General features: G+C 73.7%; 13 protein-coding genes and 3 pseudogenes. 10 read left to right on the forward strand and 6 right to left on the reverse strand.

Annotation, left to right across the window (positions count from 1 at the left end; all coding sequences use genetic code 11):
• Positions 1-4 precede the first annotated feature (4 nt).
• Positions 5-451 carry a RidA family protein gene (locus DA06_RS06460; protein ID WP_418607189.1) on the reverse strand — a complete coding sequence of 149 codons (447 nt, stop codon included), beginning with the start codon at positions 449-451 and terminating at the stop codon, positions 5-7.
• Between the two features lie 184 nt (positions 452-635).
• Here DA06_RS06460 and DA06_RS06465 point away from each other — a divergent pair, with 184 nt between their 5' ends.
• On the forward strand, positions 636-977 hold the full coding sequence (locus DA06_RS06465; protein WP_043498402.1) for a cupin domain-containing protein: 342 nt from the start codon (positions 636-638) through the stop codon (positions 975-977).
• A 47-nt stretch (positions 978-1,024) separates the two neighbouring features.
• Here the strand turns inward: DA06_RS06465 and DA06_RS06470 are convergent, their stop codons facing one another.
• Positions 1,025-1,609 (reverse strand): HhH-GPD-type base excision DNA repair protein, encoded by a 585-nt coding sequence (locus tag DA06_RS06470; protein WP_043498404.1) that lies wholly within the window; start codon positions 1,607-1,609, stop codon positions 1,025-1,027.
• Positions 1,610-1,726: 117 nt separating this feature from the next.
• Here DA06_RS06470 and pabB point away from each other — a divergent pair, with 117 nt between their 5' ends.
• Positions 1,727-3,556: an aminodeoxychorismate synthase component I gene (pabB, locus tag DA06_RS06475; protein ID WP_418607192.1), complete on the forward strand. Its 1,830-nt coding sequence runs from the start codon at positions 1,727-1,729 to the stop codon at positions 3,554-3,556.
• Between the two features lie 70 nt (positions 3,557-3,626).
• On the opposite strand, the gene DA06_RS06480 is transcribed toward pabB, so the two are convergent.
• Positions 3,627-4,304 carry a hypothetical protein gene (locus tag DA06_RS06480; RefSeq protein WP_418607193.1) on the reverse strand — a complete coding sequence of 226 codons (678 nt, stop codon included), beginning with the start codon at positions 4,302-4,304 and terminating at the stop codon, positions 3,627-3,629.
• A 59-nt stretch (positions 4,305-4,363) separates the two neighbouring features.
• Here DA06_RS06480 and DA06_RS06485 point away from each other — a divergent pair.
• Positions 4,364-6,457, forward strand: a pseudogene (locus DA06_RS06485) (AMP-binding protein); the annotation flags it as partial.
• Positions 6,458-6,949: 492 nt separating this feature from the next.
• Positions 6,950-7,950, forward strand: a pseudogene (locus DA06_RS06490) (NAD-dependent epimerase/dehydratase family protein).
• Between the two features lie 87 nt (positions 7,951-8,037).
• Here DA06_RS06490 and DA06_RS06495 read toward each other — a convergent pair.
• On the reverse strand, positions 8,038-8,865 hold the full coding sequence (locus DA06_RS06495; protein WP_418607195.1) for an aldo/keto reductase: 828 nt from the start codon (positions 8,863-8,865) through the stop codon (positions 8,038-8,040).
• Positions 8,866-8,985: 120 nt separating this feature from the next.
• Between DA06_RS06495 and DA06_RS06500 the strand changes: the two genes are divergently transcribed.
• On the forward strand, positions 8,986-9,756 hold the full coding sequence (locus DA06_RS06500) for an HAD-IIB family hydrolase (protein ID WP_043498416.1): 771 nt from the start codon (positions 8,986-8,988) through the stop codon (positions 9,754-9,756).
• A gap of 10 nt (positions 9,757-9,766) precedes the next feature.
• Here the strand turns inward: DA06_RS06500 and DA06_RS06505 are convergent, their stop codons facing one another.
• Both DA06_RS06505 and DA06_RS06510 read right to left on the reverse strand, forming a co-directional pair.
• Complete coding sequence (locus DA06_RS06505) at positions 9,767-9,961, reverse strand: thioredoxin family protein (RefSeq protein ID WP_418607198.1); 195 nt, start codon at positions 9,959-9,961, stop codon at positions 9,767-9,769.
• Positions 9,948-10,127 (reverse strand): hypothetical protein, encoded by a 180-nt coding sequence (locus tag DA06_RS06510; RefSeq protein ID WP_418607199.1) that lies wholly within the window; start codon positions 10,125-10,127, stop codon positions 9,948-9,950. Before DA06_RS06510 ends, DA06_RS06505 begins: the two co-directional genes overlap by 14 nt.
• Before the next feature lie 83 nt (positions 10,128-10,210).
• Between DA06_RS06510 and DA06_RS06515 the strand changes: the two genes are divergently transcribed.
• The 5 genes and pseudogenes from DA06_RS06515 to DA06_RS06535 form a co-directional block, all read left to right on the forward strand.
• Positions 10,211-11,236, forward strand: coding sequence for an autoinducer 2 ABC transporter substrate-binding protein (locus DA06_RS06515; protein ID WP_418607201.1), 1,026 nt, complete (start codon positions 10,211-10,213; stop codon positions 11,234-11,236).
• Complete coding sequence (locus tag DA06_RS06520) at positions 11,226-12,755, forward strand: sugar ABC transporter ATP-binding protein (protein ID WP_418607202.1); 1,530 nt, start codon at positions 11,226-11,228, stop codon at positions 12,753-12,755. Before DA06_RS06515 ends, DA06_RS06520 begins: the two co-directional genes overlap by 11 nt.
• Complete coding sequence (locus tag DA06_RS06525; RefSeq protein ID WP_043498432.1) at positions 12,755-13,753, forward strand: ABC transporter permease subunit; 999 nt, start codon at positions 12,755-12,757, stop codon at positions 13,751-13,753. The genes DA06_RS06520 and DA06_RS06525 overlap by 1 nt, the downstream gene beginning before the upstream one ends.
• Positions 13,753-14,823 carry an ABC transporter permease gene (locus DA06_RS06530; RefSeq protein ID WP_052436443.1) on the forward strand — a complete coding sequence of 357 codons (1,071 nt, stop codon included), beginning with the start codon at positions 13,753-13,755 and terminating at the stop codon, positions 14,821-14,823. Before DA06_RS06525 ends, DA06_RS06530 begins: the two co-directional genes overlap by 1 nt.
• A 196-nt stretch (positions 14,824-15,019) precedes the next feature.
• Positions 15,020-15,337 (forward strand): annotated as a pseudogene (locus DA06_RS06535) (NAD(P)-binding domain-containing protein); the annotation flags it as partial.
• Positions 15,338-15,417 lie beyond the last annotated feature (80 nt).

Genomic DNA, 15,417 nt, shown 5'->3' on the forward strand with positions numbered 1-15,417 from the left:
CACGTTACCGACCAGGGGGAGGGGGCCGGGGAGCCGGGGGGCGCGGCCCGGCGCGGTGCGGGCGGCGCGGGTGGCGGTGATCGACGAGCGCCCGCGGCACGCCGAGCGACGACACGATCGCCGCCGTGACGAGGGCCGGCTCGCCGCCGGTTGCGAGCCGTCGAGCGACAGCGCCGTACGCGGCCTGCAGGTCCGCGCCCGCGACCAGCAGGACCGTCCACTGCACGACGTCGGCGAGAGTGGCACCGGCTGCCGCGAGCGCGAGGGCCGCGTTCTCGATCGCACGCACCGACTGCTCGGCGGCGTCGTCCGAGACGACGGCGCCCGTCTCGTCGACGCCGTTCTGGCCGCCGACCCAGATGGTCGTCGCGCCGGGCGGGACCACTGCGACGTGGCTGAAGGCCGGGGAGCGGACGAGACCCTCGGGACGCAGTCGTTCGATCTGAACCATGCCGCCAGTGTGCGCGGCCGCTGCGAGCGACGCAGCACCTTCGACGCCCGGAGCCGCGCCAGGGCCGCGCGGGGTACCGCGTGCCTGCCGGGCGCAACTGTACTTCCATGGAGGTGCCGGCGGCCCGCTGCTGACGCGGAGCGACACGTCCCGCCGTCCGGCACGAGGAGGGAAGGAGAGCGCCGTGCATCACCGCACCACCCGCGCCGAGCACCTGGCCGAGGGCAGTCGGACGGCGATCGTCGAGGGCGAGCCGATCGGCTCGGGCGTGTCGTTCTTCTGGGTCGACGCCGCACCCGGCGAAGGACCGCCGCTGCACCGCCACCCGTACCCCGAGACGTGGGCGGTGCTGGCCGGGACGGGCGAGGCCAGCATCGACGGCGAGGGCGTCGCGCTGCGGGAGGGGGACGTCGTCGTGGTCGGCGCGGGAAGCGCGCACCGGTTCCGCGGCACGGGCGAGGGCCGGCTGCGGATGATGTGCATGCACGCCTCGCCCCGCATCGTGGAGGAGCAGCTGGAGGGCTGACCGCCGGGCGCGAAGGCCTGCTGCGCCGTCGGGCTGTCCCCGGGCTGCTACTTCGTAGCCGCCGCCCTCGCGGCCGCCTTCGCGGCTCGCTTGGTCTCGCGCACCCGGGCGAGCGAGCCGGCGTCGACGATGTCCGCGACGGACCGGAACGCCCCCTCCTCGCCGTACGCGCCGGCGGCCTCGCGCCAGCCGGGCGCCCCGAGCCCGCGCTGCTTGCCGAGCAGCGCGAGGAAGATCCGTGCCTTCTGGTCGCCGAAGCCCGGGAGGGCCTTCAGACGCCGCAGGATCTCCCGGCCGTCCGGGTCCCCTCGGGTCCACAGGGCGGCGGTGTCGCCGTCGTACTCCTCGACGAGCGCGGCGCTGAGGGCCTGGATGCGGCCGGCCATCGAGCCGGGGTAGCGGTGCACGGCCGGCGGCCGCCTGCACACCTCGGTGAGCTCGTCGGGGTCCATGGTGGCGAGACGGCGCACGTCCAGACCGCCGAGGCGCTCGGCGAGCTTCTGCGGCCCGGCGAACGCCGTCTCCATCGCGACCTGCTGGTCGAGCAGCATGCCGACCAGGAGGGCGAACGGGTCCTCGCTCAGCAGGGTGTCGGCGGCGTCGTCACCGGTGATGTGCAGATCGTGCCTCATGCCCCGAAGTCTGCCACCCGCGACCCCGACGGCAGCGCCTCACGGAGGCGTACGGTTTCGCGGATGAGCGGCGTTCCTGGATCCTTGTCCGGTGCGCTCCGTGCATGGAGGTCCGGTGTGACCAGATCTGCGGTGTCCCGGCCCCGCACCACGCCCCGGTCCTCGGTCGCGGCGCGGTTCGACGACCTGCGGTCGGGGTCCGTGCTGCAGTTCAGCTCGCTCCGCGGCGAGATTGTCGCCCGAGCACCGCAGGAGGTGCTGCCCGCCCTGGCCGCGGTGGACCGCGCGACGTCCGAGGGCCGCTGGGCGTTCGGCTTCGTCGCCTACGAGGCCGCCTCCGGCCTGGACGACGCCTTCCCCCGGCGAGACCCGGCGCCCGGCCTGCCGCTGGTGTGGTTCGGGCTCGCCGACGGCCCCGACGCCACGACCGACTGGCCGGCGACCGCCTCTCACCAGGCAGGCCCCTGGGAGCTCGAGTGGTCCGAGGCGGAGCACTCGGACCGCGTGGCTGCGGTCCGCCGCGCGATCGCGGCCGGCGAGACCTACCAGTGCAACCTGACCACCAGGATGTCCTCCGCGGTCCGCGGAGACCTGCTCGGTTACTACCGCACCCTCGCCACCAACCAGCGGGGCGCCTACAACGCCTACCTCGATCTCGGCCGGTTCGTGGTCGCCAGCGCCAGCCCGGAGTGCTTCATCGACTGGTCCGGCTCGACGCTCACCACCGTGCCGATGAAGGGCACGGCGCCGCGCGGGCTGACCACGCCCGCTGATCTCGAGGCCCGCCGGCGGCTGCTCGCGAGCCGCAAGGACCGTGCCGAGAACGTGATGATCGTCGACCTCCTCCGCAACGACCTCTCCCGCGTGGCGGAGCCGGGCACCGTCGAGGTCAGCGACCTGCTGGCGTGCGAGCGCTACAGCACCGTGTGGCAGCTCACGTCGACCGTGACCGGACGGGTGCGGCCGGGGACGACCCTCCGGGACATCTTCGAGGCGCTGTTCCCGTGCGGCTCGGTCACCGGTGCGCCGAAGGCGCGCACGATGCACCTCATCGACGAGCTCGAGTCGTCCCCGCGCGGGGTGTACTGCGGTGCGATCGGCTACGTCGCTCCCCCGGGCACGCCCACGCGCGCGCGGTTCAACGTCGCGATCCGCACCGTCACCGTGGACCGCCGGAAGGGCACGGCCACGTACGGCGTGGGCGGCGGCGTGACGTGGGACTCGACCCCTGCCGGCGAGTACGCGGAGATTCTCGCCAAGGCGTCGGTCCTCGGAGCCCCGCCGGAGGCCGACTTCGACCTCCTCGAGACCTTCCGCCTCTCCGCCGACGGTCCCGTGCACCTCGGCCGCCACCTGGACCGGCTGGCCGCCTCGGCGCAGTACTTCGACTTCGCCCACGACCGGGCGACGGTGGTCGAGGCGGTCGCGGAGGCGACGCGCGGCATGCAGCAGGAGTGCCTGGTGCGCGTCCGCCTCACCCGCGGCGGGCAGGTGCACGTCACCACCCGGGACGCGACGTTCGGCAGCCCGGAGCCGGTCACGGTGGCCGTCGACCTGCGACCCGTCGACCCCAGCTCCCGCTTCCTGTACCACAAGACCACCGTCCGCCACGTCTACGACGAGGCGCGAGGACGGCACCCGGAGGCGGACGACGTGCTGCTCGTGACTCGCGACGGCCGCGTCACCGAGTCCACCGTGGCCAACGTCGCCGCGCGCGTCGGCGGCACCTGGGTCACGCCACCGGTCGAGGACGGCTGCCTGCCCGGGGTGGGACGGCAGATCCTCCTCGACGAGGGCGTGCTGACCGAGCGGTCGCTCACCCTGGACGACCTGCACGCCGCCGAGGAGATCGCTCTCGTCAGCTCCGCACGGGGATGGCGCACGGCCCGCCTCGTGGGACCGGCTCGGGAGAATCGCGCTCAGGCTCCCTCGTCACGCGGAGCCTGAGCCCGGGCGGTCCCGGTGCGGGGCTCTCCCTGGCCGGCCCCTGCCCTCGACCCGGGTGCGGCACGCCGGTTCACGCGATGCGCGGCCGTACGAGGTCCTCGACGCCGCCGGTGCCGGCCCCCTCGTCGTCTCGCGCCTCGACGGCACCTGCTGCCCCGTCGTCGTCCTCCGCTCCGCCGGCACGGGCGGTGTCCGGGTGCTCGACGACGTCGAGCCGGTCCAGCAGGTACAGGAACGCCTCCGCGTATGGGTTCCCCGCGATGCGGTCGGCCACCACGACCCAGTCGACCTGCTCGCGCAGCGCGCGGGCGACCGGGAGCAGGTTGGAGAAGTTGCAGCGCTGCTCGGTGAGGACCCGCATCTTCTCCGAGAGGATGTCGGTGGCCTGCATGACCGGCATGGGGACGCCGAAGACGTCGAAGCTCTCCGCCCGCCCGAAGATCTCCTCGGGCACGGGCTCGCCGTCCAGGCGGAAGATGATGTCGACCAGCGCGTCACCCCGGTACGCCTTGAAGAGCCAGTTCTCGACGGGGTCCTCGACACGCAGCTCGGTCGCGGCGAGCGCCTCCCAGGCGGTCGAGCGGTCCTGCTCCCGGATCACGAAGTCGGCGTCGTGCTCCGACTGGGGTGCGCCGTGCACCCACGCGGCGAAACCGCCCGCGAGCGCGAACGGGATTCCCGCGTCGGAGAGGGCCGCTCCGACGATACGCATGCCTTCGTGGAGGTCCTGGCGGTCGCTGTCGTCCATGCGGACGGGTCTACACGACGACGCGCGGGAACGCACCAGGACGGGCAGAATCTGCCTCGATGCGCATCGCGACGTTCAACATCCTCCACGGCCGCTCGCTGACGGACGACCTGGTCGACCTGGACCGGTTCGCCGACGCCGTGCGGGCCCTGGACGCGGACGTGCTCGCCCTGCAGGAGGTCGACCGCGACCAGCCCCGCTCGCACGGCGCGGACCTCACCGCCGTGGCGGCGGAGGCGATGGGCGCCGTCGAGCACCGCTTCGTCGCCACGATGAGCGGGCTGCCCGAGCTGTGGACCGCCGTCACCGGCGAGGACCAGCCGGAGTCCTCCGCGTACGGGATCGCCCTGCTCAGCCGTTATCCGGTGGAGAGGTGGAAGGTCCTGGCGCTGCCCAGCCCGCGGCAGCGGGTTCCGGTGACGTTTCCCGGCAGGACCCGGCCCGTGCTGGTCAAGGACGAGGCCCGCACCGCCCTGGCCGCGCTCGTCTCCGCGCCGGAGGGACGGATCGCCGTCGTCGGCACGCACCTGACGTTCGTGCCGGACTGGAACGTGGCCCAGCTGCGCCACATCGTCAAGGCGACCCGGGACATGGCCCGCCCGTTCGTCCTCATGGGTGATCTCAACCTCGCCGGCGGGGAGCCCTCCCGGCACAGCGGCCTGCGCCCGCTCGTCACGGCGGCGACCTTCCCGCTCACCGAGCCCGCCGAGCAGCTCGACCACATCCTCGTCGACGGCGACGTCCGCGTCACCGAGCCGGGCCGCTCGCACAACCTCGGCATGTCCGACCACCGTGCCCTCTCCGTCGGCATCGAGGTCGGCCTGGCCGAGGCCGGCGACGAGGAACGGTCCCGGGCAGCCACGCGGTCCCCGGCCCGTGTGGACGCCGGCGCGCGCAGGCGGCCTGAGCGCGCGGAGCTGCCGCCGCCCGCGGTGCGCGAGTACCGGCCGCTGCACGCCGCGCTCGAGGAGCTGGCGGGCTCCGCGACGCCTGCCGTCGTCGCACTCTCCGGGAGCGGCACCAGCGAGCTGACGTGGGCCGACCTCGCCCGGCGGGTCGAGCACCTCGCCCTGGGCCTCGTCGACTCCGGGGTGCGCCCGGGGCACCGGGTGAGCCTGCTCATCCCGCCGGGGGTGGACCTGACCACCGCCCTGTTCGCCTGCCTGCGCATCGGCGCCGTCGTCGTCGTCGCGGACGCGGGGCTCGGGCTGCGCGGCCTCACCCGTGCCGTCCGCGGCGCCTACCCCGACCACATCCTCGGCATCGAGCGGGCGATGGTCGCGGCCCGGGCGCTCGGCTGGCCGGGCCAGAAGTTCGTCGTCGTCCCGAGGGGCCACGAGGCCGGCTACACGCCGCCGCGCACCGCCCACAGCCGCCGCCGCACCTTCGGCATCGCGGGGTCCCTGCGCGAGCTGCTGGCCCGCGGCGCGACGCTCGCCGCCGCCGGCACGGCCCTGCCCGCCGAGCCGTCCCCCGACGACGACGCCGCCGTCCTCTACACCTCCGGCTCCACCGGCCCCGCCAAGGGCGTGGTGTACACGCACCGGGGACTGTCCGGCATGTGCGCCGTCGTCGCGGCGACCCTGGGCATCTCGCCCGAGCGTCCCTTCGTGGCGGGCTTCGCCCCCTTCGCCCTCATCGGCACCGCGGTGGGCGCCACCAGCGCGACGCCCGACATGGACGTCACCGCTCCCGGGACGCTGCGCGCCGGTGCTCTTGCCGACGCTGTCGCCGCGGTCGACGCGTACGCCGTCTTCGCGTCGCCGTCGGCGCTGGCGAACGTCGTGCGGACGGCCGGGGACCTCAGCCAGCCCCAGCGCGACGCCCTCGCGGGCGTGCAGCTCTTCCTCTCCGCCGGCGCGCCGATCTCCTCGGGACGTCTGGCGCGGGTGCTCGAGGTGATGCCGAACGCGGAGCCGCACACCCCGTACGGCATGACGGAGGCGCTGCCCCTCACCGACGTCTCCCTCGAGCAGATCCGCGCCGCCGAGGCCGACGCCGCCGCCGGGACGGTGGCGGGTGCGGGCAACGGCAGCTGCGTCGGGATGCCGGTCCACGGCACGCAGATCCGCGTCGTCCCGCTGGACGAGTCCGGTGCCGCCACGGGGCAGCCGACCGCCAGCCCGGGCGTGACGGGCGAGGTGCTGGTCACCGCGCCGCACCTGAAGGACCGCTACGACCAGCTCTGGGGCACGCAGGACCGCTCGGCCACGTGGCACGGCTGGCACCGCACCGGTGACGTCGGGCACCTCGACGCGGCCGGGCGTCTGTGGATCGAGGGCCGCCTCACCCACGTGATCGTCGCCCCCGACGGCGTGGTGACGCCGGTCCAGGTCGAGAACGACGCGCTGTCCGTGCGCGGCGTCGTCCGGGCGGCCGCCGTGGGGGTCGGTCCGGCCGGCGCGCAGCAGGTCGTCGTCGTGGTCGAGACCGATCCCGCCGTCCACGCCGGTGCGCGACGCGCGCCGTCGCTGGCCCCCGAGGGGCTCGCCCGGGCCGTCCGGGCGGCCGTGCAGGTGCCGGTGGCCGCGGTGCTGCGCGTGCCCGAGGTGCCCACCGACGTGCGGCACAACTCCAAGGTCGAGCGCGCACGCGTGGCGGACTGGGCCGCCCGGATGCTCCGCCGGAGCGCGGGCCGGCCGGCCGTGAAGGTCCTGGTCACCGGCGCGTCCGGCATGCTCGGGCGCGGCGTCGCCGCCGCCCTGGCGGCGCGCGGCGACGACGTCACCACCTTCCAGCGCCGCCCGGCCGGGGTGCCCGGCGCCCGGGAGGTCCTCGGGTTCCGTCCGACGACCCCACGGCCGTCGCGGCGGCCGCAGCCGGCCAGGACGCCGTCGTCCACCTGGCGGCAAAGGTGTCCTTCGCCGCGCCCTGGCGGACTTCGAGAGGACCAACGTGCACGGCACGAGGCTGCTCCTCGACGCCGCCCGCGGGGCCGGGGCCGGCCGCTTCGTCTTCGTCTCGTCGCCCTCCGTCGCCCACACCGGCACGTCGATCGTCGGTGAGGGCGCCGCCCGGGCGTCGCCGGAGCACGCGCGCGGCCACTACGCCCGCACCAAGGCGGTCGCGGAGCTGACCGCGCTCGCCGCGGACGCCCCGGACCTCGCCGTCGTCGCGGTGCGGCCGCACATCGTGTGGGGACCGGGCGACACCCAGCTGGTCCAGCGCATCGTCGACCGGGCCTCGGCCGGGCGGCTGCCAATCCTGGACGCCGGTGCCGCGCTCGTCGACAGCACGTACGTCGACAACGCCGTCGGTGCCGTCCTGGCCGCCCTGGACCGGGCGGACGCCGTCCACGGGGAGGCGTTCGTCGTCACCAACGGCGAGCCACGTCCGGTCGCCGAGCTCATCGGCGGCATGTGCCGCGCCGCCGGGGTGGGCGCCGCCCACGTGGTCGGTGCCGGGCGCGTTCGCGCGGGCCGCGGGCGCCGTCGTCGAGCGGCTCTGGGCGGTGCGGCCGGGCGAGGACGAGCCCCCGATGACGAGGTTCCTGGCGGAGCAGCTCTCCACGGCGCACTGGTTCGACCAGCGGCGCACCCGCGAGGCGCTCCGGTGGGAGCCCGCCGTCGGCCTCGACGAGGGCTTCGCCCGACTGGCCGCGTACTACCGCACCCCTAGGGTGCGTGACTCGTCATCTTCTCCGTGACTCGTCATCTTCTCCGTGACTCGTCATCTTCTCCGTGAGAAGTACGTCTCACGGAGAAGATGACGTCTCGCCGGGAGGGGGCGGGGGCTACTCCTCGTGCGTGTCCGGGTCGCCGCCGAGCCGTCGTTGGGGCAGCGTGCCGAGGACCGCCATCTCCTCGCCCGTGAGGACGAACCCGCCGATGTCGAGGTTCTCCCGCCGGCGGCGGGGGTCCGCCGACTTCGGCAGCGGCACCACCCCGAGCTGGTGGTGCCAGCGAAGCACCGCCCGCGCGGGGGAGACGCCATGGGCCGCAGCGACCGCGCGCACCTCCGCGGTCTCCAGCAGGCCCTTGCCGCGACCGAGCGGGCCCCACGACTGGGTGACGACGCCGCGCGCGGCGTTCGCCGCCCGCATCTCCTCCTGGACGAAGCCGGGGTGCAGCTCGATCTGGTTGACCGCCGGCGTCACCCCGGTCTCGGCGACGAGCCGGTCCAGGTGGGCGGCGGTGAAGTTCGAGACGCCGACGGAGCGCACCACCCCCTCCTCGCGCAGCCGGACCAGTGCGCGCCAGGAGTCGACGTACAGGTCGCGGGCGGGCAGAGGCCAGTGGATGAGGTAGAGGTCGAGGCGGTCGAGCCCGAGAGCGCCCAGGCTCCGCTCGAACCCGCGCAGAGCTGCGTCGTAGCCCTGGTCGGCACCGCGCAGCTTGCTCGTGACGAGGACCTCCTCGCGCGGCACGCCGGAGGTGGCGACCGCGCGGCCCACCTCCGCCTCGTTGCCGTAGCTCGCCGCGGTGTCGATCAGCCGGTAGCCCGCACCGAGAGCCGAGCGCACCTGCTCGGCGGCGTCCTCGCCGGACACGCGCCACGTGCCGAAGCCGAGCGCGGGCAGCGTGTGTCCGTCGTTCAGGGGAACGGGGGCCAGTGCGTCCACGAGCGGTATTGTGCCCGGTGGCGTCCGGTCAGGGCATAATCGGCTGTGACCTTCCGCGCCGCGGGCGTGGACCTGCCGCGGGGCCCCACCGGATGCGCCGCGCACTCCGAGAGGACACCTGTGACGGACCACGTGCGTCTCATCGCGTTCGACCTGGACGACACGCTCGCTCCTTCGAAGTCGCCCATGCCCGAGCGGATGGGCCGGGCGCTGACCTCGCTGCTCGACGCGGTGCCGGTGTGCATCATCTCGGGCGGTCACTTCGGCCAGTTCCGGGACCAGGTGCTCGCGCACCTCAGCGCCTCCGACGACCAGCTCTCGCGGCTGCACCTCATGCCGACCTGCGGTACCCGGTACCTGCGCCACTCGGGCGGGGACTGGCAGCAGGTCTACGCGCACGACCTCACGCGGGCGGAACGGGCCGAGGCCCTCGCCGCGCTCGAGGGCGAGGCGCGACGCCTGCACCTGTGGGAGGAGGAGACCTGGGGCGACATCCTCGAGGACCGTGGGTCCCAGATCACCTTCTCCGCGCTCGGCCAGGCGGCGCCGCTCGCGGCGAAGAAGGCCTGGGACCCCACGGGCGAGAAGAAGGAGATGCTGCGCGACGCCGTCGCCAGGCTCCTGCCCGCCCTGGAGGTCCGCTCGGGCGGCTCGACCTCCGTCGACATCACCCGCGCGGGCGTGGACAAGGCCTACGGGATGGTGCGCCTGAGCGAGCAGACGGGCATCGACCTGGTGGACATGCTCTTCGTCGGCGACCGGCTCGACGAGGGCGGGAACGACTATCCGGTCAAGCGGCTGGGGATCCCGACCCGGGCGGTCGAGGACTGGCGGGAGACGGCGGACCTCGTCGAGCGCATCGTCGCCTCGTTCGCCGGCACGCGAGCCTAGTACCCGCGGGTCACCCTCGGCCGCCGGGCCGGGCATCGCCGGCCCTTCCGACCGCCTCGCGCAGCCAGGCGAGGCGCGGGACGCCTTCGAGACGATCGCGCACCACGCCGTCGGCGTCGAGGACGAGCACGGTGGGCGTGCTGGCGATACGCAACGCCGCCGCAAGCGCCTCGTGCCCGGCGACGTCGACCTCAACATGCCGCACCCCCGTGCGCCGTGGACGCCACCCGCGCCGCGACGGTGCGGGCGGCCCGGCACGGCGCGCAGAAGGCGCTGGAGACCTGGACCACCGTCGCCCGTTCGCCGAGGCCCGACGGGGCCAGACCCAGCTCCTGCGGCAGCAGGCGCCTCGGTGGGTCCTCGTGCGTCATGGTCCTCCGATCGGTGCCGGGTGCGTGGCCGCGGCTCCGCAGGCACAACCCCGGGGACCGTCCGATGCTTCCCGCCCGACAGGGTGACGAGCGGCACTCCCGCCCGCCCGGGCACGGGGCCCCTCGAGGACGACGGCGGCGCGGGCGCGCCCGCGGACACCGGCGGCGGTGGCGGCACCGCGGGCGGAGGCGGGGGAGACGGCCCCACCATCGTCACCGTGCCCAAGCTGACCGGCATCTCGTGGTTCAACCGGCTGGAGGAGGGCACCGACCGGTACGCGCAGGAGACCGGGGTCGACGCCTACATGCAGGGCTCCGGCCAGGCCGACGCCAACGCCCAGGTCCGGGTGATCGAGGACCTCCTCGCCGGCGGCGTCGACGCCCTCGCCGTCGTCCCCTTCCAGCCCGACGCCGTCGAGCAGGTGCTCGGCCAGGCCATGGAGGAGGAGGTCGTCGTCATCACGCACGAGGCGCCCGAGATCCAGAACGCCGACTGGGACCTCGAGGCGTTCCGCAACGAGGACTACGGCGTCAACCTCATGGACGAGCTCGCCTCCCGCATGGGGGAGGAGGGCGAGTACGCGGTCATGGTGGGCTCGCTCAGCTCCGCCACCCACATGGCCTGGGTCAACGCGGCCATCGCGCACCAGGAGGAGACGTACCCGAACATGACGCACGTCGGGGACATCGTCGAGACCTCCGACGACTCCCAGATCGCCTACGAGCGCATGCAGGAGCTGCTCTCCGCCTATCCCGACCTCAAGGGCGTCCAGGGCTCCGCCTCGACGGACGTCGTCGGGGTGGGGCAGGCCGTGGACGAGGCCGGCCTGCAGGACACGATCGCCGTCGTGGGCACCTCGACCGCGAACGACGCCCGCGCCGGTCTCGAGTCCGGGGCGATCGACCTCATCGCCTTCTGGGACCCGGCCGACGCCGCCTACGCCATGAACGTCGTCGCCAAGAGCATGCTGGACGGCGAGGAGATCACCGACGGCATGGACCTCGGCGTCAAGGGCTACGAGAGCATCACCATCGACGGCAAGGTCATCTACGGCGACGAGGCCTGGATCACCGTCACCGCGGACAACGCCGACGAATATGACTTCTGAGGCCCTCACCGAGGGGACGCGGCCCGCGGGCAGCGTCCCCGCCGCGGTGGCCGTCCGCGGCGTCACGAAGACCTACGGCAGGGTCAGAGCGCTCGACGGCGTCGACCTGACGCTGCGCCGTGGCACCGTGCACGGCCTGGTGGGGGAGAACGGGTCGGGGAAGTCGACGCTGACGAAGATCATCGCCGGCGTCGTCACGCCCGACTCGGGGTCGATCGAGATCGACGGCACCAGGATCGACCAGGTCGACCCGCGCACCAGCATCGCGCACGGCGTCCGCGTGATCTTCCAGGACCTGGCGCTCTTCCCCAACATGACCGTCGCCGAGAACCTCGTCTTCGAGGGCGAGGCGCCGATGCTGCGCCGGGTCAGCGGACGCGCCGTGCGGGAGCACGCGCGCCGGGCGCTGGACGCGCTCAACCTCGACATCGACCCCGCGGCGCTGCTCGGCGACCTCTCGACGGCGGAGCGCCAGCTCGTCGCCATCGCCCGGACCGTCTCCTCCGACGGCCGCATCATCCTCATGGACGAGCCGACGGCGGCGCTCACCCACGACGAGATCGAGCAGCTCCTCGGCACGGTGCGCTCGCTCAGCGAGCAGGGGCTGTCCTTCGTCTTCATCTCGCACAAGCTGCGGGAGGTCGCCTCGGTCGCCGACGACGTCACGGTCATCCGGGACGGCAGCGTCGTCTCCTCCGGGCCCGCGGCCGACTACGACACCGAGCGCATCGCCTCCCTCATGACCGGCGGGGTCGTCGAGAACGTCAGGCGCGCCACGCCGGTCGGCACCGCGGACACGCCCGTGGTGCAGGTCCGGAACCTCACGCTGCGGTCCAGCTTCCACGACGTCGACCTCGACCTGTACCGCGGTCGGGTGCTTGGCCTCGCCGGCCTCGTGGGCTCGGGCCGCATCGAGATCGGCCTGGCCGTCGCGGGACTCGTCGAGCCCGAGCATGGCGAGATCCGGCTCGCCGGGAAGGTGGCCACGAACCTGCGGGGAGACCGCCGCCTGCAGTACGTGCCCGACGACCGGCTGACCGAGGGTCTGTTCCTCGACTGGTCCATCGCCGACAACATCGTCACCAACAACCTCGACGAGGCGGTCGGTGGCGGCAGGACGCTGTCGACGGGCAAGATCACCGGGCTGGCGGACCGATGGCGCAAGCGCCTGTCGATCAAGACCCCGGACGTGACCAACCCCGCCCTGTCGCTGTCCGGCGGCAACCAGCAGCGGGTCCTGCTCGCCCGCGCCCTGGCGCCCCGGCCCGAGGTCATCATCCTCAACAACCCCACCGTCGGCGTCGACATCGGCTCGCGCGCCGACATCCACAACCTCGTCCGGGAGATCGCCGACGAAGGGACGTCGGTGCTCGTCATCTCGGACGAGCCGGCGGAGCTGCTGAGCGTGTGCGACGACATCGTGTTCGTCCACCGCGGGCGGATCATCGACCGGCGCCGCGCGGACTCGCTCGACGAGGAGGAGCTCGTGGACATCATCAGCAGGGGCGGTGAGCCGTGATGCGCCGCCTCCTCGGCACCCGCGAGGCGATGCTCGCCGGGGTCATCGTGGTGCTGGCCGTGGTCTTCGGCCTGCTGGCGCCACAGTTCTTCTCGCTCGCCCACCTCTTCGGCATCGCCCGGAGCTCGGTGGTCATCGGCATCATGGCGCTGGGGCTGCTGACGGTGCTCATCACCGGCGGCATCGACGTCTCGGTCTCCGCCATCGCGGTGGCGTCCATGTACATCACCGCCGTCCTCCTCACCGATCTCGACTACCAGGGACCCTTCGTCGTCGCGGCCCTGCTCGCCTGCGCGGTCGGGGCGTGCTTCGGCCTCGTGAACGCGACGCTCGTGTCGCTGCTCAAGCTGCCCTCGCTCATCGTCACCCTGGGCACGCTCACCCTGTTCCGCGGGGGCCTGCTGGCCTTCGTCGGCACGGAGCGGCTGCGCGTGCTCCCGGCGCGGATGACCGAGTTCTCCAGCACGCAGGTCCTCACGGTCACCTCCGCCGGCAGGCAGGCCTCCCTGCACGTGGCGGTGCTGATCCTGCTCGTGCTCGCCGTCGGGCTCGCCCTCGCCCTGCGCAGGACCAACTGGGGGCGCAACCTCTACGCCGTCGGCGGCAACGAGGAGGCCGCGACCCGCCTCGGTGTCGCCGTCACGCGCGTGCGGTTCAGCGCCTTCGTGCTGGCCGGCACCCTCGCCGGGCTCGCCGGCCTCATGAGCGGTTCCCTCAACCGGGCCGCCGACCCGTTCACCATCGTCGGGACCGAGATGGACGTGCTCGCGGCCGTCGTGCTCGGCGGTGCCGCCGTCACGGGCGGCCGGGGCACCGTGTTCGGGACCATGCTGGGCGTCCTGCTCATCACCATGGTCGGGGCCAGCCTCGTCCTGGTCGGGATCCCGTCGGCGTGGCGCCAGGCCTTCGTCGGGCTGTTCCTCATCCTCGGCGTCGGCATCCCCGCGCTGAGGCAACGACGGGTGCAGCGCGCCCGCGGAGTGGTGGTGGCCGCCTGATGGACGCCCGACTCGGAAGCAAGCTGCACATCGTCACCCTCGGCGGGCTCGTCGTCGTGCTCTTCGTGGTGCTGAGCATCCTCGCGCCCAGCTCCTACCCGACCGTCCGCAACATCGTGTCGATGGCCGCCCAGATGGCGCCGATCGGAATCCTGGCGCTGTGCATCGCGCTGACGTTCCTCATCGGCGGCATCGACCTGTCGATCGTGGCGGTCGCCAACGCGGCGGCGATCGCTGCGGCGATGACGATGGGCGCCCTCGAGCCCCGTACCGGGGTGGCGCCCGCCCTGCTCGTCGGGGTGGTCGCGGCGCTCGCGGTGGGCGTCGTCGCCGGCGTCATCAACGGCACCCTCATCTCCTACCTGAGGGTGCACCCCATCCCGATCACGCTCGGCACGCTCGGCCTCTTCACGGGCGTCGCAACCGGCGTCACGGACGGCAGCACCGTCTACGGCACCGGGAGCCTGCGGTTCCTGGGGCGCGGGACGCTGGCCGGCGTCCCGGTCTCGTTCCTGCTCTTCGCGCTCCTCGTGGCCGCGCTCGCGTTCATGACCACGAGGACGCGTTTCGGCTTCCGGATCTACGCGATCGGGGCCTCGGAGAAGGTCAGCCGGTTCGCCCGCATGGACGTCGAACGGGCGCAGGTCACCACGTACATCGTCAGCGGCGTCCTCGCCTCGGTCGCGGGTCTGGTGATGTTCGCGGGCACGAACGCGGCGAACGTCTCGTTCGGGTCCTCGTTCCTCATCCAGGCGATCCTCGTGGCGGTCCTCAGCGGCGTGGACACCTACGGAGGACGCGGGCGCATCGCGCTCGTGATCCTCGCGGTGGCCGCCATGCAGCAGGTGCAGACGGGGATCAACATGGCGCTCGGCCGGTGGTCCGGGGCGAACTTCGCCGCCGAGTTCGGCTGGGGCGTCCTCCTCATCGCCGTCCTCGGGCTCAGCCAGCGGCTGGGGGGTGACGGGACCCGCCGGGCCGGCTGGCGCTTCTGGGACCGGGGCCGGGGCGCCGACACCTCCGGAGGTGGCACCGGCGTCAGGCCCGAGCAGTCCGTCGACGTCGTGTGAGCGCCGACCGCGGCGGGACGGCGCGCCACCCGACACCCGGACCGTCGACTCCTCGGGCCCTCCGGGGCCTGGGACGGACGACCCTCATGCCACCCGACGACCGGGCCGACCGGCCCACCAACTCATTCTCTGGAGCAAGGAGCATCTCGACATGGCTCGTGTGACATTCCTCGGACTCGGCACGATGGGGCGCGGCATGGTGAAGAACCTGCTGCGCGCCGGGCACGAGGTGACGGTGCACAACCGCAGCGAGGGGCCGCTCGCCGAGGTCGTCGCCGCCGGCGCGCAGGCCGCGCCGTCGACGGCCGAGGCGGTGCGGGACGCCGAGTTCGTCATGTACTGCCTGGCCGACGACAGCGCCGTCGAGGAGGTGGTCCTCGCCGCCGGCGGCCTCGCGGAGCTGGTCCCCGCGGAGGCTCTGGTGATCGACCTCTCCACCGTCTCGCCCGCGACCGGGCTGCGCGAGCACGAGGCCTACGCCGCGCGCGGCGTGCGCTTCCTCGACGCCCCGGTGTTCGGCTCGCGCGGCGAGACAGAGGCCGGCGGGCTGTGGGTGGTGGTGGGGGGGAGCCGAGGAGGACTTCGAGGCGGCAC

This window comes from Georgenia sp. SUBG003, from assembly GCF_000715355.2.
GTDB lineage: Bacteria > Actinomycetota > Actinomycetes > Actinomycetales > Actinomycetaceae > Georgenia.